The organism is Pseudomonas sp., from assembly GCF_049590575.1.
GTDB lineage: Bacteria > Pseudomonadota > Gammaproteobacteria > Pseudomonadales > Pseudomonadaceae > Aquipseudomonas.
In genome coordinates, this window is the sequence record NZ_JBAWDE010000309.1 from 18077 (window position 1) to 41122 (window position 23046).

Genomic DNA, 23046 nt, shown 5'->3' on the forward strand with positions numbered 1-23046 from the left:
CCACAACTACAACAAGCTCAGGAGCAACTCCATGGAAACCGTGAAACTCGCCACCCGCCGCTGGTGGTACATCATGCCCATCGTTTTTATCACCTACAGCCTGGCGTACCTGGACCGCGCCAACTACGGCTTCGCCGCCGCCTCCGGGATGGCCGAAGACCTGATGATCACCCCGGGCATGTCGTCATTGCTGGGTGCACTGTTTTTCCTCGGCTACTTTTTCTTCCAGGTACCGGGGGCGATCTACGCGCAAAAGCGCAGCGTTAAAAAGCTGATTTTCGTCAGCCTGATCCTCTGGGGCGGTCTGGCCACCCTGACTGGGGTGGTGTCCAACGCCTACATGCTGATTGCGATCCGCTTCATGCTCGGCGTAGTCGAGGCGGCGGTAATGCCGGCGATGCTGGTGTACCTGTGCCACTGGTTCACCCGTGCCGAACGCTCACGCGCCAATACCTTCCTGATCCTCGGCAACCCGGTGACGATGCTGTGGATGTCAGTGGTCTCGGGTTACCTGGTGCAGCATTTCAGCTGGCGCTGGATGTTTATCATCGAAGGCTTGCCGGCGGTGCTGTGGGCCTTTATCTGGTGGAAGCTGGCGGATGAAAAACCGGCAGACGCCAAGTGGCTGAGCAACGCCGAGAAACAAGACCTGGAAACCGCCCTCGCCGCCGAGCAAGTGGGCATCAAGGCGGTGAAGAATTACGCCGAGGCGTTTCGTTCGCCCAAGGTGATCATCCTCGCGCTGCAGTTCTTCTGCTGGAGCATCGGCGTGTACGGCTTTGTGTTGTGGCTGCCGTCAATCCTCAAGGCCGGGTTGCAGATGGACATGGTCGAGGCCGGCTGGCTGTCGGCGCTGCCCTACCTGGCCGCGGTGATCGGCATGCTGGCGGTGTCCTGGGGCTCGGACAAACTGCAAAAGCGTAAACGCTTCGTGTGGCCGCCGCTGCTGATTGCCTCCATTGCGTTTTATGCGTCCTACGTGCTCGGCGCCGAACATTTCTGGTGGTCCTACACCCTGCTGGTGATTGCCGGCGCCTGCATGTACGCGCCTTACGGCCCGTTCTTTGCGATCGTCCCGGAAATCCTCCCGGCCAACGTGGCCGGTGGCGCCATGGCGCTGATCAACAGCATGGGCGCGCTGGGCTCGTTCGGCGGTTCGTACCTGGTGGGTTACCTCAATAGCAGCACCGGCTCGCCCGGCGCCTCGTATCTGCTGATGAGCGGCGCATTGCTGCTCTCGGTGGTGCTGACCATTTTCCTCAAGCCTGGCGCCAGCGACCGTGAACGCGCGCCGTTGCCGCCCCTTGAATTGAAGGCGAAAACCCTATGAAAAAATCTGTCGTTCTGTACAAGAAACTCTCCGCGCCGCTGATGGCGCGCCTGCACGAGCACGCCGAGGTCACACTGATCGAGGCGCTGGACGCGACCGGCCTGGCCAAGCTGCGCGACGCGTTGCCCGCCGCCCATGGCCTGCTGGGCGCCAGCCTGCGCCTGGATGCCAAGCTGCTCGACCTGGCCCCCAGGCTGGAGGCTGTGGCCAGCGTGTCGGTGGGCGTCGACAACTACGACATCGACTACCTGACCGGGCGCGGCATCCTGCTCAGCAACACCCCGGATGTGCTCACCGAAACCACCGCCGATACCGGTTTTGCGTTGATCCTGGCCAGCGCCCGGCGCGTGGTCGAACTGGCGGACATGGTGCGCGCCGGCCAATGGAACAAGAACATCGGCCCGGCGCATTTCGGCAGCGATGTGCACGGCAAGACCCTGGGCATCATCGGCATGGGCCGCATCGGCGAAGCCCTGGCCCAGCGCGGGCACTTCGGCTTTGGTATGCCGGTGATCTACCACAGCCATTCGCCCAAGCCTGCGGTGGAACAGCGCTTTGGCGCGCAGTACCGCAGCCTGAATGACTTGCTGCAACAGGCCGACTTCGTCTGCCTGACCCTGCCCTTGACCGCCGAAACCGAGAAGCTGATCGGCGCCGAGCAATTCGCGCTGATGGGCCCGGAGACGATCTTTATCAATATCTCGCGGGGCAAGGTGGTGGATGAAGCGGCGCTGGTGGACGCGTTGGAAAAACGCACGATTCGCGCCGCCGGGTTGGACGTGTTCGAAAAGGAACCGCTGGATCACGGCTCGCCACTGCTGCGCCTGAACAACGTGGTGGCCACCCCGCATATCGGCTCGGCGACCCATGAGACGCGCGAAGCGATGGCCACCTGTGCGGTGGATAATCTGCTGCAGGCGCTGTCGGGGCAAAAGCCAAACAATCTGGTAAACCCGCAGGCTTGGAAGCAATAGTGACTGGCACCCTGCAGTACCAATGTGAGAGTACCAATGTGGGAGTACCAATGTGGGAGAGGCAAGCCCCCTCCCACATTCTGATCACATTGACAGGTCAGATGACGAAGCGCGCCACCATCCCATTCAAATCCACCGCCAGGCGCGACAGCTCATGGCTGGCCGCGCTGGTCTGGTTGGCACCCGCCGCCGACTGCGTGGCCAAGTCGCGGATGTTCACCAGGTTGCGGTCCACTTCACGCGAGACCTGGGCCTGTTCTTCCGAGGCGCTGGCAATCACCAGGTTGCGCTCGTTGATCAGGCTGATGGACTGAGTGATCTGCTCCAGCGCCACACCGGCGGCGCGGGCCAGTTCCAGGGTGTTCTGGGTGCGCTGGTTGCTCTGCTGCATCGACTGCACCGCTTCACCGGTGCCGTTCTGAATCCCGGCGACCATCTTCTCGATCTCCTGGGTCGACTGCGCCGTGCGATGGGCCAGCGCGCGCACTTCATCGGCCACCACGGCAAACCCGCGCCCGGCTTCACCGGCACGCGCCGCTTCGATGGCGGCGTTGAGCGCCAACAGGTTGGTCTGCTCGGCGATGGCGCGGATCACGTCCAGCACCTTGCCGATATCCCGCCCTTGCGTGGCCAGGCCTTCGATCAGCACCGAAGTATTCTGCACGTCCTGGGTCATGGTCTGGATCGCGCCGACGGTTTCCACCACCCGGTCGCGGCCTTCGCGCGCCGCCTGGTTGGACTGGCCGGACGCCTCGGAAGTCGACACCGCATTGCGCGCCACTTCCTCCACCGCCGCCGTCATCTCGTTGACCGCCGTGGCGGCCTGGTCGATCTCATTGTTCTGTTGCTGCAAGCCGCGTGAAGCTTCTTCGGTGACCGCGCTCAACTCTTCCGCGGCCGAGGCCAACTGCGTGGCCGAACCGGCGATGTGCTGGATGGTCTGGCGCAGGTTGGCCTGCATACCGGCCAAGGCACTGATCAGGCGTGCCGGTTCATCCTTACCGTCGTCTTCGATGACGTGGGTCAGGTTGCCACCGGCGATGGTCTCGGCAACTTCCACGGCTTTGCGCAGTGGCGTGACGATGCTGCGGGTCAACAGCCAGGCCAGCAGCACAGTGAGCAATGCAGCGGCGACCGCGACGGCAATAACGCCGGTGATGGCGCTGTCGTAGCTCTGCCCCGCGTCATGGTCGGCTTGCTTGGCGTCGGCGATGTTGACGGCGACCAGTTTATTCAATTGCTCGCCCATCTGGTCAGTGCCGTCCTTGATCCGGGTATTGATCAAGGAGCGCATCTCATCGACCTTGCCCTGCCTGGAGAGGTCCAGCATCTCGACCTGGGCCTTGAGGTAGTTATCCAGCGTAACGGCAAACGTCTTGTACAGTGCCGCCTCCTCCGGGCCCTGAGGTAAGGTTGCATAGCCAGCCTGGGCAGCCTTCACCTTGTCGGCCAACACGCCTATGCGGGTTTCTGCTTCCTGCAGGGCGGCGGGCTCGCGGTTGACCAGCACCCGAAACGATAGAATGCGCATACGCAGCACGTTTTCGGTGATGACGCCCAGTGCAGTCACGCTGGGCACCTGGTTTGCGCTCATATCTATCGAGGACTGGCGGATCTGCGTCATGCGGTTGACGGCAAACACCCCCAATAAAACCACTAACAAGGCAATGAAGGCGAAACCAAGAAACGCGCGGGGGGCGATATTCAAGTGGCGAAGGGACATAGGGCTGCTCTCGGATGAAATATTTGCAAGCGTCCCTGCCGCGAAACGATCAGGCCGCGCCAACGCGCAGCTCGGACCTTGGTCACCACTATTGTCGTTGTATAGGTGGGCCTAACCACGCTATCGGCAGGCCTCCGGGTTTTGCGCAGGGCTTCATAAATATTTTTTTACACTTCTGACGATCAGCACTTTCTGGCATCCTGCGCCTCCCTTTTCTGACCCGAGCCCGCATTTTGTCTGACGCTCAAGCCCCCCGCCCGCGCTATAAATCCGACCTCATCTACGGCCTGGAAGACCGCCCGCACTTCACCGCGGCGATCTTTGCCGCGCTGCAACACGTGCTGGCCAGTTTTGTCGGCATCATTACCCCCACGCTGATCGTCGGCGGCGTGCTCGGCCTGGAAAGCGAAGTGCCCTACCTGGTGAGCATGGCGTTGTTCGTGTCGGGGCTCGGCACCTTCGTGCAGGCGCGCACGTTCGGCCCGGTCGGTTCGGGGCTGCTGTGCCTGCAAGGCACCAGTTTCTCGTTTATCAGCGTGATCCTCAGCGCCGGGTTCATGGTCAAGGCCCGGGGCGGCGGCACCGATGAAATCCTCTCGACGATCTTTGGCATCTGCTTTTTCGCCGCGTTTATCGAAGTGGTGCTCAGCCAGTTCATCGGCAAGTTGCGCAAGTTGATCACCCCGGTAGTCACCGGCACCATCATCACCTTGATGGGCCTGTCGCTGATCAAAGTCGCGGTCACCGACATGGCCGGCGGCTTTGGCGCCAGCGACCTCGGCGCAGCGAGCAATATGGGCCTGGCGGCGCTGGTGCTGCTGACCATCGTGGTGCTCAACCGCTTCAGCAACCCGTTCCTGCGCCTGGGCTCCATCGTGATCGGCCTGACTCTGGGTTTTGTGGTGGCCTGGTGGATGGGCCGTGTCGACATGGCCGCGCTGCCCCAGGTGCCGTTGATCAGCGTGCCGGTGCCGTTCAAGTACGGTTTTTCCTTCGACTGGGTGGCGTTTATCCCGGTGGCGGTGATCTTCCTGATTTCGCCCCTGGAAGCCGCCGGCGACCTGACCGCCAACTCGATGATTTCCCAGCAGCCGGTCAAGGGCCCGCTGTATATCAAGCGCATCAAGTCCGGGCTATTGGCCGACGGCCTCAACTCGGCCATGGCCGCCACGTTCAACAGTTTGCCGATGGTGACCTTCGCGCAGAACAATGGCGTGATCCAGCTGACCGGCGTGGCCAGCCGCTACGTGGCCTACTTTATTGCCGGCCTGCTGGTGCTGCTGGGGCTGTTCCCGATGATTGGCGCGGTGTTGCAGCTGATGCCCAAGCCGGTGCTCGGCGGCGCCACCCTGATCATGTTCGGCACGGTGGCCGTGGCGGGCATCAAGATCCTCGCCGAAGCCGGCCTGCATCGGCGCAATGTGCTGATCGTGGCGATTTCCCTGGGCATGGGGCTGGGCGTCGCGGCGGTGCCGGAAGTACTGCGCGACCTGCCGAAGGCCCTGCACAACATCTTCGAGTCGCCGATCACCGTGGGCGCGTTCTGTGCAATCCTGCTGAACATTTTCCTGCCTGAAGAGTTCATAGAGCTGGAAGAAGATGAATTTGATCCGGAGTCCTCTACCCTCAAGGTGATGCAAGACCCGGACGTCACGAAATAGGAGCACTTTTGTATGCGCAAGCTCATGGTTCTATCGCTACTGTTGCTGAGCTTGAGCGCCTGCGCCCTGTTCCCTAACCGCGACCCGGTGAACATCAACGTGGTCGGCATCGAGCCGCTGCAAAGCCAGGACCTGGAAGTGCGCTTCGCCGTGAAGCTGCGGGTGCAGAACCCCAATGAAACGGCGATTGACTACAACGGCGTGGCCCTGGACCTGGAGGTCAATGGCCGGCCGTTGGCGTCAGGCGTCAGCGATATCACGGGAAGCATCCCACGCTTTTCCGAGACCGTGCTGACGGTGCCGGTCAGCGTTTCGGCGTTTAGCGTGTTGCGCCAAACCCTCGGCCTGAGCCAGACCCAGAGCCTGAACAACCTGCCCTACGTGCTGCGTGGCAAGCTGGCGGGCGGGCTGTTCGGCACCCTGCGCTTTGTCGACCGCGGCACGCTGGACCTGCCGAATACCGTGACCTGGTAAGGGAAAAGTCGCGTTTCAGTCAGTCAGGTAGCGCACACCCGGCTTGGCACGCTCATCCACCACCAGTTCGAAAATATCCGGCCGGGCGTAGTGCCCCACCACGTCGTAGTCATACCGCGCGCGCACCAGGTCATCGGTGTTGATCTGCGCGGTCAGCAGCCCCGCTTCAGCCAATAACGGCCCCGCGAGAATATCGCCCATCGGCCCGACGATCACACTGCCACCCGCGATCAACGGGCGCTGTGACGGCCAGTTGGCAATCTCCACGCCGAGGGCCTCGGGTGAGGCCTGCACCTGGCACGCGCTGACCACAAAGCAGCGTCCTTCATGGGCGATGTGGCGCATGCTGACCTGCCACATTTCGCGCTCGTCCACCGTCGGCGCGCACCACACCTCCACGCCCTTGGCGTACATCGCCGTGCGCAGCAGCGGCATCATGTTTTCCCAGCACACCGCGCCGCCGATACGGCCAACCGCGGTGTCGAGCACCGGTAGCGTCGAGCCGTCACCCTTGCCCCAGATCAGCCGTTCAGTGCCGGTGGGCATCAGCTTGCGATGCCTGGCCACCAGGCCGTGCGCCGGCTCGAAATACAACACCGTGCAGTACAAGGTGCTGCCACTGCGCTCGATCACGCCCAGCACCAGGCTGGCTCCGGTACGCGCCGACAGGCCGGCCAGGGCATCGGTTTCGGCGCCCGGCACATCGATTGCGTTGGCAAAATAGCGGGCAAACGCTTCGCGGCCTTCGGGCAAGCGATAACCCAACTGTGTGCCAAAGCTTTCGCCCTTGGGATAGCCGCCGAGCAGCGCTTCGGGCATCACCACCAGTTGCGCGCCACTGCGCAGAATTTCGTCCTCGTAGGCAAGGATTTGCGCAAGGGTCTCGGCCTTGCCGCCGGGCAAGGCACCGATTTGCAGGGCTGCCACGGTTGAGATGGGCATCATGATCACTCCGAATAAGGGGGGTTGCCCATTCTCCCGTCAGCTACGATCATGAATAAAGCCCACCTCAGCACTGAATGATATGAACCAGATCAATATCGCGCAGGTCGACCTGAACCTGCTGAAAACCTTCGAAGCCCTGCACGACGAAGCCAGTGCCAGCCGCGCGGCGCTGCGCCTGGGGGTCACGCAATCGGCTGTCAGCGCGGGGTTGCGGCGTTTGCGCGAGGTGTACGGCGACCAGCTGTTCGTGCGCACCGGCCGAGGCCTGGCACCGACGCTGCGCGCCAACCAGTTGAAACCGCTGATCAGCGAGGCGCTGGAGAGGTGCCGGCAAAGCCTGGCGATGGTCAACCCGGCCAACCCGAACTATAGGGGCCGGTCGGTGGTGGTGGGCCTGTCCGATGACTTCGAAATTGCTTATGGCCGCCGGTTAATGGACGCCCTCGCCCAGCGCTTGCCGAACCTGCGGGTGATTTTCCGTCAGACGCACAGCCAGATCGTCGCCGGCGCCCTGCTCGAGCGCACGCTGGACCTGGCGATAACCGCAGGCGGCTTTGCCCAGGGCCGGTTAAGCCGACAGGTCCTGGGCGAAGGTGATTACCGATGCGTGGTCGACCCCGCCAGCCTGGCCCCGGGCCAAGCGGCGCTCAGCCTGGACGCGTTCGTCAGCCGTGAGCATGTGCTGGTGTCGTCTGGTGGCTTTGTCGGCATTACCGACGAGGGCTTGGCCGCGCTCGGGTTGAGCCGGCAGGTGTGCGCATCGACCAGCCACTTTGCCGCCCTGCCGTTTTTGCTCAAGGGCAGCGACGCGGTGGCAACCATTCCCGGGCATGCCGCGCAGGCCATTGCGCAGCTGACCGGGTTGCGTGTGCTGGCGTGCCCGGTGGCGCTGCCGCGCTATCCGGTGGAACTGGGCTGGCGCACCCAGGCCCAGCTCGATCCGATGCTGCTGAAAGTACGCGAGGCGATTGTCGAGAGTTTTACTTCGCCGCCGCCATCAGTTTGTTGACTTCGCTGCGCACCATGTTGGAAAACTCTGGCGGCGACATGCCGTCCAGCTCGGCGCGGACCCATTCGGCCCACTTGCCCTTGCGCTTGGCGCGCTCGCCGAACAACCGCGCGGCTTCGCCCTTGGCCTTGCCCAGGTTGGTTTGCCACAGGTCGTAGAGGCGTGACTTTTCGTCTTCCAGCTCGGCGCGTTCGGCGAGGGTCTTGTTGGCGAGATTGAAGCTCATGTTGAATTACCTGCTGCACAAATAGGCGACATCTTACACTGTAGGTCGAAACTTCCTGATTCGGATTTTGCGCGCAAGCGCCTCCAGGCAAAAAAACTGCAACTTTTGCCGCCGCCCGGCACTCCATTGTTCACTGTCACATTCACCTGCAAGGAGTCACACCATGGCCCGCAAAACTGCCGCCCAAGCCGTTGAAGATCAAATCAAGGATCAAGCTTTCAGTGAGCTGACGGCGCTGATCGAAGAATCGGACAAACTGCTCAAAAGCAGCGCCTCCCTGGTAGGCGAAGAAGGCGAAACCCTGCGCGAACAGGTCGCCATCAAGCTTAAGCAAGCGCTGGAATCGGTGTCCAACGTACGCGAACGCAGCAAGCCTGTGGTGGACGCCACCGAAACCTACATCGGTGGCCACCCATGGCAGACCGTGGCGATCTCGGCCGGCTTCGGGCTGGTCGTTGGCCTGCTGCTCGGTCGCCGCAACTGATGTGATGCACCTGGGCTGCGCGCTCGCGCAGCCCTCTGTCAACCTGCGGCCAGCTCGCGCAATTGCCGCAGTTCCTGCGCGTCAATCTCAATGCCGTTGTGCTGCGCTTTCGCCCGTGTGCGATGCCGCCGATCCCCCGGTAACCGCCGCAACCCCGCCGCATGCATCTGCCGCACCAGTTCCTGGCTGCGCTCGGCAAAGCTTTGGCCGTCGGTTTTGCTCGGGTCGATGACGATCAGCAACTGGCCGGTCCAGGGGGTACGGGCGCCGGGGTGGTCAGCCCAATTGAACTCGAAGGAAAAATTGCCGCCGGTCAAGGCGGCGGCCAGCAGTTCGACCATCATCGACAGCGCCGAGCCCTTGTGCCCGCCAAACGGCAGCAGCGCCCCGCCCTCCAATACGGCTTTGGGGTCCTGGGTCGGTTGGCCGAGGCTGTCCACCCCCATGCCCGGCGGCAGCCGTTCGCCCTTGCGCGCGGCAATCTGCACGTCGCCGTGGGCGATGGCGCTGGTGGCCAGGTCGAACACGATGGGCAAGCCGTCGGCGCGCGGTGCGGCGAAGGCGATAGGGTTGGTGCCAAACAGAGGACGGTCGGCACCATGGGGCACCACGCAGGTCATGCTGTTGACCACGCTCAGCGCCACCAGCCCTTCCTCGGCGAACGGTTCGACATCCGGCCACAGCGCGGCAAAATGATGGGAGTTGTGGATGGCCAGCAGGGCAATCCCGGCACTGCGGGCTTTGTCCACCAGCAGCGCGCGAGCGGCTTGCAGGGCCGGCTGGGCGAACCCGTTGCCGGCGTCCACGCGCACGAACCCGGACGCCACATCCGTGACCAGCGGCACGGCCTTGCCGTTGACCCAGCCGCTGGCCAGGGTGCTGAGGTAACCGGGGATGCGGAAAACCCCGTGACTGTGCGCGCCGTCGCGCTCGGCACTGGCGCAATTGTGCGCCAGGATCGCGGCAACCTCGGGCGTTGTGCCGTGCTTTACAAACACCGCCTGCAGCACCCCCACCAGGTCGCTGAAACCGATGAGCGTTGTAGCGTCTTCAACTCGCGGGGACTGGGCAGACATCTGTAGCTCCGATTTTATAATTGGGAGAGACAACAAGAATCCAGGCCGTCGATTAACAACGCCCCGCAGGCCTGCTGTCAACCCAGTTATCTACCGCCAACCCCGCTTCGCCAGCACCTACCTTGGGGCCTCCCAACCACCCCGACACCGGAGCGCAACATGGCGACCGTCACCCCACCTTACTATTTCGATGAGTTCCTGAGCCCGGCCAGGCGAAGTGAACCGAGCCCGCGCGAGCGCGCGCTGGGGTTTACGGTAAAGGATCTGGACTGGCTGCATACGCTGTTCTACGCCACTGACGTGGCGCGCAGGCAGTCGACGGTGCGCGGCCACCCGATGCTGGTCGAGCGATTGCAGGTCAATCCGGCCGGCCAACCCGCCCTTCCTCTGGCCGGCGTCTTTATGATCAGCGCCACACCTGACGGCGCTAAGGCCGTGCTCTATACCCCGTACGGTGGCCTGGAGGTCTTCGGCAGCCACGCCGCCCTGCTCAAGGAAGTGGCCAGGCGCCTGAAGCAACCCGGCCAGCGCGCCGAGCTGCTGCAGTTTCTGTCGATTGCCGAGCGTGGTGCGCTACCGCCCACTGTGCCGCTCACCGTGACCACCGCTGTCATCCAGGGCGCGGTGATGGAGGATCAGGAGCAATCGATCCTGGTGGGCCAGCAAAAAAACCTCGCGACCATGCTCGACGAGCTGCGCAAACTCCCCAGCCTGCGCGACATGCTCGACACCTTGCTCGGCATCATGGCGCGCTCCTACTTCCCTGACCTGAACCAGGCCGACACACGCGTGAATACCTTCCGCCGTGGCGCGCCCGGCGAAGACAGCCAATGGGTGGCGTCGCAGCCGCTACGCGAGGTGCTGCTGCGTTTCTATGTTCAGCAAAGCTGGCCAGTGGATCAAACCCACCGTTTTTTCAACCCGGCCCATGACACCCGCAGGTTTAACCAGGACCAACTGGCCGAGGACCAACAGCGCTGGAACAGCCTGGTCGAACAGACCAGCGGGACCTTCTCCAGCCTGTTGAAAAGCCTGCTGCAGTCCTACTGGAATGCCGACGTCAAGGCGGGGCAGTCACGCCTGCAGTTTTTTGCCCAGGCCATGCGTGACACATTCCGCGCCGACCTGATGTTAAAGCACCAGCAACGCATCGTGTCGAGCGGCGAACATCAAACACTTCGCAGCCTGTTCCTGCCAGACCAGACCGCGCGTGCTGGCGCACACAACCCTTTGAACGTGGAGAAGGTACGCGTCCATACCCCCTTTCAACACTATGTTGATCTGGCCGGCACACTGATGCTCAGCACTACCCAGGCGTACCTCTACACCCAAGCCCGCGGCTTGCAGGTGCTCGCCAACCTGGATGACCTCAACGCCACCCTGCTGACCCTGCTCAAAACCGCGGGTCACGAAGACGAGTTGCTCAACTTTCTGTCGCTGGATGAGCGCAATGTATTTGTGGGCATGGATCAAATACAGGTGACCGGCCAGCCGGTGGTGGGCGACGTGTTCCAGCAAATGCTCGAGGACATTCTCGCCAAGCAGTTCGACAACCTGGAGTATGTGCTCGGCCAGTATCGACGCAGCGCAGGCGAGGTCGACCTGGGCGCCTTGCTCGACAGCGCCCTGGATGTGCGCAACCTGCTCGACAGTCGCCTGCTGGAGCACGATACCGACGGGCGCTGGAGCGTCCGCCCGGTTAGCAGCGGCAATGGCCGGCCCGCCACGGTCCTGGCGGAAAAGGCCAGGCTGCACCTGCAACGGCTGCAAACGATCGAGGCGGCCATGGCGCAGGATCGCAGCCAGTATCCCGTTTACGCCGGGAATGCCCCGTCCTCGCGGCCCAATCTGCTGCTGGACGCTAATCGCGCACGTCTTGGCTGGGGAATGCTGCAAGGCTTGAGCGCTGAGGCACACCTGAGACAACTGCGCAAAAACCTGCCCGCCAATGTCCTTGCGCTGCTAGGCACTGCGCTGAACACCGAAGGCATGACCCGACTGACCCGCCATGGCCTCAACGGCTTCATCCCGGATGCCTTCAGCCTGGCGCTGAAAGTCGGTGTGGACACCACGCTGCATACCTTGGCCAACTGCTTTGTATTGACCGAACGTGGCGGCAACGACTCTGTTCACTCAGGGGCCGCACTGCTGTGGACGCCCCGTTGCGGCTACGAGGCGTTCGCGTCAATCAAGCGGCTGTGCGAAACACTGGCGCAACGCTTGACGGATCCAATGGCGCGCTTGCCCCTGATCGAGAACCTGCCGGTGTCCAAGCGTGTGCCCCACCAGGTCTGGCAGCTTGGCCCACTGCAACGCCTCGACGGGCACCTGCTGGAGAGCCGCCAACAGACCTACAGCGATTGCATACGTGACGAGATTGACCAACTGTCATCCATACGCTTGCACGCCAAGCGCTTTGAAGCGTGCATGGACAGTCTGATTCGGCGAGCCCCGCCAACCAACCTGCCCAGGGCCATCGCCATTGCGCGCGCCCTTGTCAACCAGCAGGCACTGCCGGTATGGCTCGGCATGGCCAAGCCTGCGCAACAAATCCTGCACGCGGAACTGTTGGAGCAGTACCGCATCAGCGCCCCGGATGAGCGCGATTACCTGCACAGCATCACACCGATGCGCGACCAGGTCGTGAGCAGCCTGTCGGCCTTGCTCAATGCGCGCTTTCCGGGGCAAGTGGTCAACCCGGACACGGTCATGATCCCCGGCCGTATCAACTTGCCCGGCAACGTGCAAAGCCTGACCGACTTCGCCCTGCGCCATTTACCTGAGCTGCGCGCCGAAGACATCCGCCCGCGCTCACGCACCGCGACCCCGTTGCCGCCCGCCCTGGACGGCAATGCCGTGGTGCAATTGGTGCGCCAACTGGACCTTAAAAGCCTCTACCAGAAGCAGCTGACACTCCTGCTCAAAGGCACGACCGAGGATGCCCGCCAGCGTCGCGCACTCTTCTGTCGGCAGCTGCCCTGGCAATTGCTGCAATACGCGCATGAACAGACACTCGACAATCGGCTGTCCGCTGCAGCCTGGAGCCTGCTACAGCAAGTCTTCGATATGCCGGACGCCGTGGCGCGCGCGGCCGTGCGCGACGCCACGGCGATGGTTCGCCCCTTGGAACTGATCGCCACCCCCGGCGCGACGCGGGTCAAAGCCTTGGGCTGCTATCTGATTGGCGCCGGAACCGGCCCGCTCATTCTGTATGCGCCCTACAGCCCCGAACATCTGTTGAAGGAGTACGCGAACGCAGCGGCGTTGCTGACTGAGTTCACCACCCCCGGTGCGCTCCAGGATTGGCTCACCGGTCAGATGCAAGCGCCCCACCAGGCGACGTATCGCAACCTGCTCGGCCCGCCTCGCGGTAGCGGCGCCTCGGATATCCAGCTCGGCGATTCACCTATCGAGGGTAATGTGCTGAGCCGGATGTTTCAGGACAACAGCGAGATGCTGCTGCGGATGCTGACCTGCCAGTTCTCCCGGTTGGGCAAGGCACAATGGGACGCCGTCACCCGCCTGCTGGGTCAAGGAATCCCCGCCGTTTTGCAGTTCATACCCGGCAAACTGGCCTACCCGCTGGTGGTGTGGCGCAGCTACCAACTGTTCAAGACCTCGGCGGAAGACCTGCAGCAACATCGCTGGCAACACGCGCTCCGAACCTTTGCCGGGGGGGTGGCAGAGCTGGCCACCTTGCGCAACGAGTTGGACCGGCTATTGCCCGCCTCGCCTCCGACAGAGGAACACGCCACGCTGAAACAATGGCTCGAAGCACCTGCGCCCTCAGCCCCCCCACTGGCCGACATGCAGCCGACCGCCGCTGAACGCACCCGACTGCAGGTATTTGAACACCATGATATTGGCTTGACCGACCTGGCGCAGATCCAACCGAGCCATGTTTACGTCAATGGCGCGGGCACCCGACATTTCGTGCCCTTGGGCGGCAAGGTGTACCCGGTGAAGCAGGCCGGGCAACACTGGCGCCTGAGCAAAGATGAGCTGCTCGGGCCTTATGTACAACGCAACCCTCAGGGCGAGTGGGTCGTCGACCTGGATCGGCACCGTCCGCACTATGGCAAAACGCTGACGCGTTACGCAGGCAAAGTGTCCACGCGGCACGCCGAACGACAGTCGATCAATATCGAAGCGGTGGGAATGCGCGATATCGCTGGGTTATCCAGCTGGAAAGCGCAGTGCATCAATGAAGCACTCAACGTCGCGACTTATTACGCAGTGAACTGCAAACGCAACCTCACCCACTTCGCCGCGCTACGCGAGCCCGGCAGCCGGCTCGGGCAATTTTTCAGTGAGTTATTCGGCATCGTTACGCTGACGCCAGACCAAGTGCGAAGAGTCGAACGGCGGGTCGACGAGGTTCTCGACGAGCTGACCAACCACACGCTGACCAGCCCAGACTCACAACGCTTTGTCAGCGGTACCCATCGGTACAGCCCGCAGGACACGTTTGCGTTTGTGCTGCAGGATGACGCGGACAAGAAGATCTACTTGCTGGACCGCTTCTTCGACCCAGGCATGGACGTCTATCAAAACCGCCTGAGCACGCCCTTCGATATCTCGGCGCATGCACGGGCGACCGTGTTGATTCATGAGATAACGCACATCAAGTCCATGACCGAAGACCTTGCCTACCTCGACACCATGCGGCCGTTTGAGGACCTGATCAACCTCAACGTACGCGGTGCGGCGCTGTTGAAAACCGACCTTGCAGACCTGCGCACAACCGCGTTGTCGACCCTGACTCCGGCCACGCTATTGTTCAAGACATGGGACGAATTCACGCAACAATGGCAGGATTTCGGCAGCCACCGCGGCTCTACGCCACTCAAGGACAAAGTGCTGAGCATCACGGGAGCGCGGACCCTAGACGACGCGCGGAGCGTGTTCATGAGCAACGTCGACAAACGTATCGACACTATTCTGGCGAATGCCGACTCCGTCACCTACCTGATCAGCCAGTTGGGAAGAGAATTGGATGCGGGAGCCTGAGCAGGCTCCCGGCGCGGTCGGTCAGTCTTTCTGGTCACGCAGGATATTGCCCGAAGCGCCATCGATGCGCGCTTCATACACGGTGCCGTCGGATTTGCGGCCTTTAACTTCCCAGTAGCCGTTGTCGTCGGCTTCTGCCGCGTAGACCTCGATATAACCGGCCTTGGTCTTGGCCACCTCGATGGCCTTCTCGATGGTGATCCAGCCCGCACCCGGCTTATCGGCCAGGGCCGCGCCAGCGCTGAGCAGCGCAGTGGTTGCACACAGGGCGACTAAGGTTTTCTTCAGCATTTTCGTACTCCATTGTGGGAATGTCCTGAATTTTTTAGGGCCTGCCAAACAAGAATAAGTTCCAATTGATGTGCAATCGCCATGATGGCTGTTCTCGCCGTCCGCCCTGGGAGGTTAGAATGTGTGAAATCAGGATGAGTCAATGACCGAAAAGTCCCTTTCAGAAGCCGAATATGACGCCATCACCGACGCCGCCGCGCATTGGTGCATGCGCCTGCACGCGAGTGATTGCACGGCGGCTGAACGTCAGGCTTTCGAACAATGGCATGACGCCCATCCGCTGCACGCCTTTGAATACGCAGCGATGCTGGAAATCTGGGACGTCGCTGACCACCTGCCCCGCCACCCAACCTCGCCGGCGGTGGTGCCCTTCAAGCCCCGTAGCCGCCTGCGCCGCTATGCGGTGGCGGCAGCGGTCTGCCTGGCCGTATTGCCGCTTGCCGCCTTTACCGGTTGGGAGGCCGGCTGGCTGCCGAGCTCCTATGAGCGCTTCCAGGCCGACAGTGGTTTGCGCCAGGTTACCCTGGGGGATGGCAGCCAGCTTGAACTCAACCTGGGCACCGAACTGGTCTACAGCAACTACAAGGACCAGCGCCGGGTGACGTTGAAAAAGGGCGAGGCGTTCTTCAAGGTCAGCCACGACGCCGCGCACCCGTTTATCGTGCACGCCGGCAATGGCCAGGTGCGGGTCACGGGTACTCAGTTCAATGTGTGGAAGTATGAAGACCAGGTGCGCGTCATGCTGCTCGAGGGCTCGGTGCAGATCGCCAGCGACCAGGTGCATGGCAGCGTGCCCATGACCCCCGGCATGCAGGCCAGCTATCAACAGGGCGATGCCACGCCCAGGGTGCAGGCAATCAACCCCAACGACTCCGCCCTGGCCTGGCGCCAGGGCAAGCTGGTGCTCGACAACCTGGCCCTGGTGGATGCGTTACCGCTGATCAACCGCTACCTGAGCAAACCCGTGATGCTGGCAGACGCCAGCACGGGTTCGATTCGCATCGGCGGCATCTACAACATCAATGAGGTCAACAGCCTCATCACCTCCCTGCCCAAAGTGCTGCCGGTCTACCTGACCCAGAACCAGGACGGCAACCCCGTACTCAATTCCATCCCGCGTAAATCGCCCAAAGGCTGAGCCTGGCCTGCGGGTTTGGGCTTTTTTGCGCGTGCAGTGTCCATTTTTCTTACAGTCGGTGCCCCTGAACCGCCCACCCTGTGCGGATTCATCGTTTTGTCATGCACGCTGTTACATCGCTGATACAGCCTGGTGAAGCGTTTTTGCTCGGTTCAGGCATGACGCGTTGCGCCAGCTGCTGTCTCACGGATGAAACAGGGCTGCGATCACTTCGCCCGTCTTTTATCGCAACCGATTGAATACGCAGAACAAATAAAAAGCGGCACAGCTTCTGCTCTATCCCTTACAGCGCTGTTTAGGGTCAGCGCGAAGAATAAGGAATAGCGCCGTGATCACTCACACTCAAGGCTCACTGAGCCTCCTCCTGATCAGCTGTGTACTGAGTACCAGCGTGAGCCTTCCAGCGCTCGCCGAAGGGAACGGTGTGATTGTGATCGAGCGCGCCGTTCGCGGCCACATGTGGGGCCGCACCGCCGGCTCCGACCCGAGCCCCACCACCGCGAATGCCAATCCGTCTGCGCAGATCTTCCGTGCGACCAATGAACTGAACGACAACGATATCGCCGGGATCGCCAGCGGCTCCAGCATCAATCGTATGGTTCTGCCCGGCGGCAACCTTCAAGGTTTCGACAACAACGGCAGCGGCATTGGCCTGGGTGCAGGCGGCGCAGCCGGCCACACCGGCGGCAACAGCCTTTCCGGCACGATCAATGGCGCAGTCTCTCGCGGCCTCGCGCCCCTTAGCACGATCAACAGCATGGTCGGGGGGCGTTGAGATGAACCCTTTCTGGATGCTGCTGGCGCTGCTCAGTTGCGCGACGGCGATGGCCGACAGCGACAACGACGCGGCCCTTGATAACTCCGGCAAACACTACAACGGCGTGGTCATGCTCAACCAGGCCGCCGGCGATCAACAGCAACTGAGCAACAACGTAGCCATTTCGGTAGGCCGCAACGCCCAGGCAAACGTGAATGTCACCCAGCACATCAGCGGCGCTCCTGCCGACCGCTCCCTGAACGCTAAAGCATCGATCCAGGGCAACTCATTCAGCAATGGTAACGGCGTACTGAGCATCAACCAGTCGGCCGGGGCCCAGAACCAATCAATCAATGCCGTGCGCATCAGCATCAACGCTGGCCCGCAAAGCATCGATGACAGTGTCATGTCGCAACAGAACGTTGCGCTTGCAACAGACTCAGGGTTGACCCCTACCACTGGCAGCCGCCAGGTCGTTACCAGCGACCAGGCCTTCACCGGCAGCCGTGGAGTGGTACAGGTCACCCAGAGCGCCGGGGTGGGGAACCGCGTGGCTAACACCCTGAACCTGCGACTCAACTGATGGAGCTGAGTCGGATAGCTAGACCGTACCAACACTTAACCAACTAAATAGAAGCAAGGAGAAACACCATGAAACCTACAACGGCTCTTAAACCACTGGCTTTCGCTCTCGCTGCGCTCATGGCTGTTGCTGCTCAAGCCGGTGGTGGCGGCGGTTACAACCCACCTACTCCAGCGCCAACCTCGGCGTCCGCGACGTCTAACGACGGTCAAAGCAACCATGGCAACGTGGTGCTCAATGACAAGACCAAAAACAACGCTTCGGCAAATGAGTCCTATAACAACATCAGCGGCATTGCCAACGGCAACGTGCTGAGCGGTGACAACAACCAGGGCAAAAACGACGTGATCGTCCAGTCCGCAGACGCCGACTTCGTGTTCGCTACCGCCAACTCCGCGCAATCGAACTATGGCAATCTGGTGATCAACAGCGGCACCAAAAACAATGCCTCGCTCAACGACAGTGGCAACCACGCGTCTGGCATCATTCAGTTGAACGCCGCTGCGGGTACTTCCAACCAAGGCAGCAACAGCACTGTGATCCAGGCTAACAAAGATGGCAGCGGCGGCGCCGCAACCATCAACGGCGCACAGGATGTCACCGGCAACCTGACCGTCAACCTGAGCAGCGGCCATGGCTGGAGCAGCAAGCCAGTGGCCAACAACGCCAGCGTGAACAACTCGATGAACTTCAGCTCCGGGGTGTCGAACTCCAACGTTCTGTCGGGCAGCAACAACCAAGGCCAGAACAACGTAGTCGTGCAGTCCACTACTCGCTTCTGATCCTGATAGGGCCTTGGCAACAAGGCCCTTTTTTCATTTCAGTGTCCAACAGGTCATACGATCATGCGCCTCGTTGCCTTGCTCCTTCTGCTCGCACTCACCGGCCCGACCTGGGCAGGGACCATGGCGGTCGTCATGCCCGGTGGTGGGTTGATCTACAAGAAGGTCGAAAGCATCCGCGAACGCAAATTCTCCAACCTGGTGGAACAGAAAACCGATTTCAGCTGCGGCGCCGCCGCACTCGCGACCATCATGCGCCAAGCCTATTGGATGGATGTGGACGAAGACCACGTCATCAAGGGCATGCTGGTCAACGCCGACCAGGACCTGGTGCGGACCCAGGGCTTCTCGATGCTCGACATGAAGCGCTACCTGGAAAGCATCGGCATGCGCGCCAAGGGCTACCGGATCACGCCTGAAGTGCTGATCACCGTCAAAGTCCCCGTGGTGGTACTCCTGGAAATTCGCGGCTACAAACATTTCGTAGTGCTGCAGCGCGCCGACAAGGACTGGGTCTACATCGGCGACCCGGTGCTGGGCCACAAGCGCTACACAAAGGACGATTTCATCAAGGGTTGGAACGGCATTGTGTTTGCCGTGTTGGGTGAAGGCTACGACAAGACCAACGCCCTGCTCTCGCCGCCCACGCCGCTGACCGCGAAAAACCAGCTGAACGAGTTCAGCCCGGTGCGCGACAGTGAACTGATGGACTTCGGTTTCATCCAGAGCGACTTCTTCTAGAAGCGCAATAAGGAGCAGGACGCTCCAGGAGCAGACGATGAACACCTATCGTTGGCTGACGGTCATGTGCCTGGCAGCCTCAATGCCCGCTTACGCGTCAACGGCCTTCAAGCCTGTCGAACTCAAGGATGCGGAAATGGCTGATCTGCGCGGGCGCTTTGTGATGCCAGGGCGCATCATCAGTTTCGGGATTGTCATGAGCACCACCTGGACCAATTCCGCAGGGGCGACCGTCACAGGCAGCGCCAGCATGCAGATCGACAAATCCACCGTTACCCCGCAGTTTTACGTGCAAATCACCGGCAGCGATGGCAACGGCGCTGTCAACCAGCCCAACGGCACCGGCACGGTAGTCGGCGGTAATGGGTTGGGCAGCGGCCAAGGCGTCACGCAAAGCGTGCGTGCCGCGGGCGATGGCAATACAGCCAACAATGCGGTCGACATCAACGTCACCAAAAATGGCCTGGCCCCGGCCAACTATGCGCAGTCCGGCCAGGCCCTGGTGGCCGGCCAGCCGATCACCGGCAGCACTGCCGCAGGCCAGGTCACCGTTTCGGCCAAGAATGGCGGGCTGCAAATGTCGCTTCTGGCCAATAACAACCAGGGCAATGTCGTGCAGCAAATCGGTGCTGGCAACGTGCTGCAAGGCACGGTTATCCAGGGCAACAGCAACCTCATCAACAACTTGACCCAGCTCAATGTGGTGATGGGCAACAACGGCCTGAACAACATCACACAGAGCCTCAACCTGGAGCAACTCAAAGGCCTACGCAATATCGGTTATTGAACTACGCTGAGCCTCGACACTTACGCATTAAAAAAAAGGGACGGCTGACTTCATGCATCGATCTTTATCGTTACGTGCTGTGGTTTGTTTGAGTACGCTCCTGCCTGCAACGCTGTTGTATGCCGCGCCGGACGCCGATATTGAATCGCTGAAACAGGAACTTCTGGAACTCAAGCAGCGCTACGAAGTGCAACAAAAAGCACTGGCGGTGCTGGAACAACGCGTGCGACAAGTGGAAGATCAGCCGGCCACGCCTGCGCCCAAGCGCCTGGCCAAGTCCCCGGCCGACTTCAGCAAAAACACCACCGTGGCCGGTGCGCCAGGCGTAGGCGCCGCGGCGGCATCCGGTGGTGCGGGCGGCGGCAGTTCCTATGGGCAAAGCCTCAAGGACGATTCGGCCCCCGCGCAAAGCGTCAGCAACTTGTACAACGAAGCCAGCGGCTTTTTCGGCGATGGCAAGTTCAGCTTCGAGACCGGCATCACCTATGCGCGTTATGACGCACGCCAGCTGACCCTCAACGGCTTTCTGGCACTGGACTCGATCTTCCTCGGCAATATCAACCTGGACCGCATCAAGGCGGATAACTGGACCCTGGACCTGACCGGACGCTACAACCTCGATAACCGCTGGCAGTTCGATATAAACGTGCCGGTGGTGTACCGCGAATCGACCTACCAGTCAGGCGGCGCCAACAACAGTGGCACCACCACGTCGGAAGCGTCGGTCACCCGCGACCCGACCATCGGCGACGTCAACTTCGGCATCGCCTACAAATTCCTCGACGAAACCGACAGCCTGCCGGATGCGGTGGTCTCGGTACGGGTCAAGGCGCCTACCGGTAAAGAACCCTACGGCATCAAGCTGGTCGGCTCGCCGAACAACGACAACCTGTTCGTACCGGAAAGTCTGCCGACCGGCAACGGCGTCTGGTCGGTCACGCCGGGGATCTCGCTGGTCAAGACGTTCGACCCCGCCGTCCTGTTCGGCTCGTTGTCCTATACCCACAACTTCGAGGATTCGTTTGACGACATCAGCTCCAACGCCAACCAGAAAGTCGGCGGCAAGGTCAGCCTCGGCGATAGTTTCCAAGTGGGGTTGGGCGTCGCCTTCGCGCTGAACGAGAAGATGAGCATGTCGTTCTCGGTCTCCGACCTGGTGCAGCGCAAGAGCAAGCTCAAGCCTGACGGCGGAGACTGGCAGTCGGTGGTCTCCAGCGACGGTAACGCCGGCTACTTCAACGTGGGGATGACGATTGCCGCGTCGCAGAACCTGACGATTGTGCCCAACCTGGCGATCGGTATGACGGATGACGCGCCGGACTTTACGTTCAGCCTGAAATTCCCGTACTACTTCTAGCGCACACAAGGACAAGCCCCGCAACGATAAGGGTCGTTGCGGGGCTTTTCGGTTTACCCGCCCTAGCGGATCTGGTGTTTGTGCAATAACCGGTAGAACGTGGGCCGGGAAACCCCAAGCACACGGGCCGCGACACTCAGGTTGTCGCTGTGCCGGTTGAGCACATCGCACAGCGCCTGACGTTCGGCGCGGTGCTTGTAGTCTTCCAGTGTAGCCATCGGTAATGAAATTGCCTGTTCGCCTTCCAGCCCCAGATCAACGGCCTCGATCTGCCGTCCTTCGGCAAGCACCAGGCCACGTCGCACGCGGTTGGCCAGCTCGCGCACGTTGCCCGGCCAGGGATGCTGCCCCATCGCGACCAAGGCGTCTTCGCTGAAGCTGCGCGGGCGTCGGCCGGTTTCCTGGCTGTAGAAACGGGAAAAGTGGTTGGCGAGCATCGCCACGTCTCCGTGACGTTCGCGCAAGGGCGCGGTCACCACTTGCAGCACATTCAGCCGGTAATACAAGTCTTCGCGGAAGGTGCCCTTCTCCACCGCGGCCTCCAGGTCGACGTGGGTTGCGGCAAGTACCCGCACGTCCACGGGAATCGGCTGGCTGCCGCCGACCCGCTCGATCTGTTTTTCCTGAAGAAACCGCAACAGATTGGCCTGCAGCTCCATTGGCAAGTCGCCGATCTCATCGAGGAACAGCGTGCCGCCGTTGGCCGCCTCGATCCGTCCGACCTTGCGCTGATGGGCACCGGTAAACGCGCCCTTTTCATGGCCAAACAGCTCGGACTGGATCAAGTGCTCCGGGATCGCCCCGCAGTTGATCGCCACAAACGGCTTGGCATGGCGCTGCGACTGGCGATGCAGAGTCTTGGCCACCAACTCTTTGCCGGTGCCGCTGTCGCCGCGAATCAATACCGGGGATTCGGTCGGCGCCAACTTGGATAACAATTTGCGCAGTTCGCGTATCGGCCGGCTGTCACCCAGCAATTCATGCTCGGGCTCATCGACCTGCGTGTGGCCCTTGCCCCGCAGGCGCGCCATGCCAAAGGCACGGCCCAGCGTTACCTGCACGCGGGCGACGTCGAAGGGTAAGGTGTGGAAATCGAAGAACCATTCACACACAAAGTCGCCGACATTTTGCAGGCGCAGCACATCCTGGCTGAGCACCGCGATCCACTCGGTGCCACTGCGGCTGATCAGCTCTTTGACCGCCTCGGGGCGTTCCAGGTGATAGGGCTGTAAGCGCAACAAACCCACGTCGCAGGTCCGATCCCCGACGGCTTCCAGGGCGCAGCTGTCCACTTCCCACCCGGCAGTGCGCAAGCCGGGCAATAGCCCGTGGCAGTCGTCGCAGGGATCGACCACCAACAAGCGGCGCTGTACGGGCGTCACAATCATGACTATTCCTTGGCGTCAAAAGTTATTATGAAACAATGGTTTGTGACGCCTGGCGCTTACACTAGCAAGGTCTTGACGCTGGGCTTGTACCGTTTCGCTATAAGCGCGGGCAAAAAGCCACTTCTGCGTATTTACGGCAAAAGAGTTGCAGATCGCAGAGACGTTCATTCAGCTTTCAAAACAGCTGCTTACATGACGTTAATCAGGGAAAGTTAAAATTTCTCGCTCTAACATGTGACCCGTACCCGGTCATCGCGCATCAGTACAAGTAACTCCACCGTATGGCCAGCCCAACCAACGGTACTCACTT

General features: G+C 61.5%; 20 protein-coding genes. 14 read left to right on the plus strand and 6 right to left on the minus strand.

What is annotated here, in order from left to right; all coding sequences use genetic code 11:
* Nucleotides 1–31: 31 nt before the first annotated feature.
* Nucleotides 32–1330, plus strand: coding sequence for an MFS transporter (locus WBR57_RS21430; RefSeq protein WP_424086390.1), 1299 nt, complete (start codon nucleotides 32–34; stop codon nucleotides 1328–1330).
* Nucleotides 1327–2304 carry an NAD(P)-dependent oxidoreductase gene (locus tag WBR57_RS21435; protein ID WP_424086392.1) on the plus strand — a complete coding sequence of 326 codons (978 nt, stop codon included), beginning with the start codon at nucleotides 1327–1329 and terminating at the stop codon, nucleotides 2302–2304. Before WBR57_RS21430 ends, WBR57_RS21435 begins: the two co-directional genes overlap by 4 nt.
* A 97-nt stretch (nucleotides 2305–2401) precedes the next feature.
* On the opposite strand, the gene WBR57_RS21440 is transcribed toward WBR57_RS21435, so the two are convergent.
* Complete coding sequence (locus WBR57_RS21440; protein ID WP_424086394.1) at nucleotides 2402–4027, minus strand: methyl-accepting chemotaxis protein; 1626 nt, start codon at nucleotides 4025–4027, stop codon at nucleotides 2402–2404.
* A 233-nt stretch (nucleotides 4028–4260) separates the two neighbouring features.
* On the opposite strand from WBR57_RS21440, the gene WBR57_RS21445 reads away from it, so the two are divergent.
* Entirely contained in the window at nucleotides 4261–5688 is a 1428-nt protein-coding gene (locus tag WBR57_RS21445) for a nucleobase:cation symporter-2 family protein (RefSeq protein ID WP_424086396.1), read from the plus strand.
* Nucleotides 5689–5700: 12 nt separating this feature from the next.
* On the plus strand, nucleotides 5701–6162 hold the full coding sequence (locus tag WBR57_RS21450) for an LEA type 2 family protein (RefSeq protein ID WP_424086398.1): 462 nt from the start codon (nucleotides 5701–5703) through the stop codon (nucleotides 6160–6162).
* Nucleotides 6163–6177: 15 nt separating this feature from the next.
* Here WBR57_RS21450 and WBR57_RS21455 read toward each other — a convergent pair whose 3' ends face one another.
* Nucleotides 6178–7104, minus strand: coding sequence for a carbon-nitrogen hydrolase family protein (locus WBR57_RS21455; RefSeq protein WP_424086447.1), 927 nt, complete (start codon nucleotides 7102–7104; stop codon nucleotides 6178–6180).
* A gap of 82 nt (nucleotides 7105–7186) precedes the next feature.
* On the opposite strand from WBR57_RS21455, the gene WBR57_RS21460 reads away from it, so the two are divergent.
* On the plus strand, nucleotides 7187–8116 hold the full coding sequence (locus WBR57_RS21460) for a LysR substrate-binding domain-containing protein (protein ID WP_424086400.1): 930 nt from the start codon (nucleotides 7187–7189) through the stop codon (nucleotides 8114–8116).
* Here WBR57_RS21460 and WBR57_RS21465 read toward each other — a convergent pair.
* Nucleotides 8088–8342 carry a hypothetical protein gene (locus WBR57_RS21465; protein WP_003190904.1) on the minus strand — a complete coding sequence of 85 codons (255 nt, stop codon included), beginning with the start codon at nucleotides 8340–8342 and terminating at the stop codon, nucleotides 8088–8090. The genes WBR57_RS21460 and WBR57_RS21465 overlap by 29 nt on opposite strands.
* 163 nt (nucleotides 8343–8505) lie before the next feature.
* On the opposite strand from WBR57_RS21465, the gene WBR57_RS21470 reads away from it, so the two are divergent.
* Entirely contained in the window at nucleotides 8506–8826 is a 321-nt protein-coding gene (locus WBR57_RS21470; RefSeq protein ID WP_197628627.1) for a DUF883 family protein, read from the plus strand.
* 38 nt (nucleotides 8827–8864) lie between these two features.
* On the opposite strand, the gene WBR57_RS21475 is transcribed toward WBR57_RS21470, so the two are convergent.
* Nucleotides 8865–9902, minus strand: coding sequence for an Ldh family oxidoreductase (locus WBR57_RS21475; RefSeq protein ID WP_424086404.1), 1038 nt, complete (start codon nucleotides 9900–9902; stop codon nucleotides 8865–8867).
* Between the two features lie 159 nt (nucleotides 9903–10061).
* On the opposite strand from WBR57_RS21475, the gene WBR57_RS21480 reads away from it, so the two are divergent.
* Complete coding sequence (locus tag WBR57_RS21480; RefSeq protein WP_424086406.1) at nucleotides 10062–14912, plus strand: dermonecrotic toxin domain-containing protein; 4851 nt, start codon at nucleotides 10062–10064, stop codon at nucleotides 14910–14912.
* Nucleotides 14913–14933: 21 nt separating this feature from the next.
* On the opposite strand, the gene WBR57_RS21485 is transcribed toward WBR57_RS21480, so the two are convergent.
* A complete protein-coding gene (locus tag WBR57_RS21485) occupies nucleotides 14934–15203 on the minus strand; it encodes a PepSY domain-containing protein (protein ID WP_025857288.1) in 270 nt (89 codons plus the stop codon).
* Between the two features lie 142 nt (nucleotides 15204–15345).
* On the opposite strand from WBR57_RS21485, the gene WBR57_RS21490 reads away from it, so the two are divergent.
* The 7 genes from WBR57_RS21490 to WBR57_RS21520 all read left to right on the plus strand — a co-directional run bounded on the left by WBR57_RS21490 (nucleotide 15346) and on the right by WBR57_RS21520 (nucleotide 21348).
* Nucleotides 15346–16341, plus strand: a complete 996-nt coding sequence (locus WBR57_RS21490; protein ID WP_424086408.1) for a FecR family protein — start codon at nucleotides 15346–15348, stop codon at nucleotides 16339–16341.
* A 328-nt stretch (nucleotides 16342–16669) separates the two neighbouring features.
* Nucleotides 16670–17116, plus strand: coding sequence for a hypothetical protein (locus WBR57_RS21495; protein WP_424086410.1), 447 nt, complete (start codon nucleotides 16670–16672; stop codon nucleotides 17114–17116).
* Between the two features lies 1 nt (nucleotide 17117).
* Nucleotides 17118–17681, plus strand: coding sequence for an adhesin (locus WBR57_RS21500; protein ID WP_424086412.1), 564 nt, complete (start codon nucleotides 17118–17120; stop codon nucleotides 17679–17681).
* A 68-nt stretch (nucleotides 17682–17749) separates the two neighbouring features.
* Complete coding sequence (locus tag WBR57_RS21505) at nucleotides 17750–18463, plus strand: heme utilization protein (RefSeq protein ID WP_424086414.1); 714 nt, start codon at nucleotides 17750–17752, stop codon at nucleotides 18461–18463.
* Nucleotides 18464–18526: 63 nt separating this feature from the next.
* On the plus strand, nucleotides 18527–19204 hold the full coding sequence (locus tag WBR57_RS21510; protein WP_424086416.1) for a C39 family peptidase: 678 nt from the start codon (nucleotides 18527–18529) through the stop codon (nucleotides 19202–19204).
* 37 nt (nucleotides 19205–19241) lie between these two features.
* Complete coding sequence (locus WBR57_RS21515) at nucleotides 19242–19991, plus strand: hypothetical protein (protein ID WP_424086418.1); 750 nt, start codon at nucleotides 19242–19244, stop codon at nucleotides 19989–19991.
* 52 nt (nucleotides 19992–20043) lie between these two features.
* The gene (locus WBR57_RS21520) at nucleotides 20044–21348 is read left to right on the plus strand and encodes a hypothetical protein (protein ID WP_424086420.1); all 1305 of its coding nucleotides are present in this window, start codon (nucleotides 20044–20046) and stop codon (nucleotides 21346–21348) included.
* 62 nt (nucleotides 21349–21410) lie between these two features.
* Here WBR57_RS21520 and WBR57_RS21525 read toward each other — a convergent pair whose 3' ends face one another.
* Nucleotides 21411–22736 (minus strand): sigma 54-interacting transcriptional regulator, encoded by a 1326-nt coding sequence (locus tag WBR57_RS21525; RefSeq protein ID WP_424086422.1) that lies wholly within the window; start codon nucleotides 22734–22736, stop codon nucleotides 21411–21413.
* Nucleotides 22737–23046 lie beyond the last annotated feature (310 nt).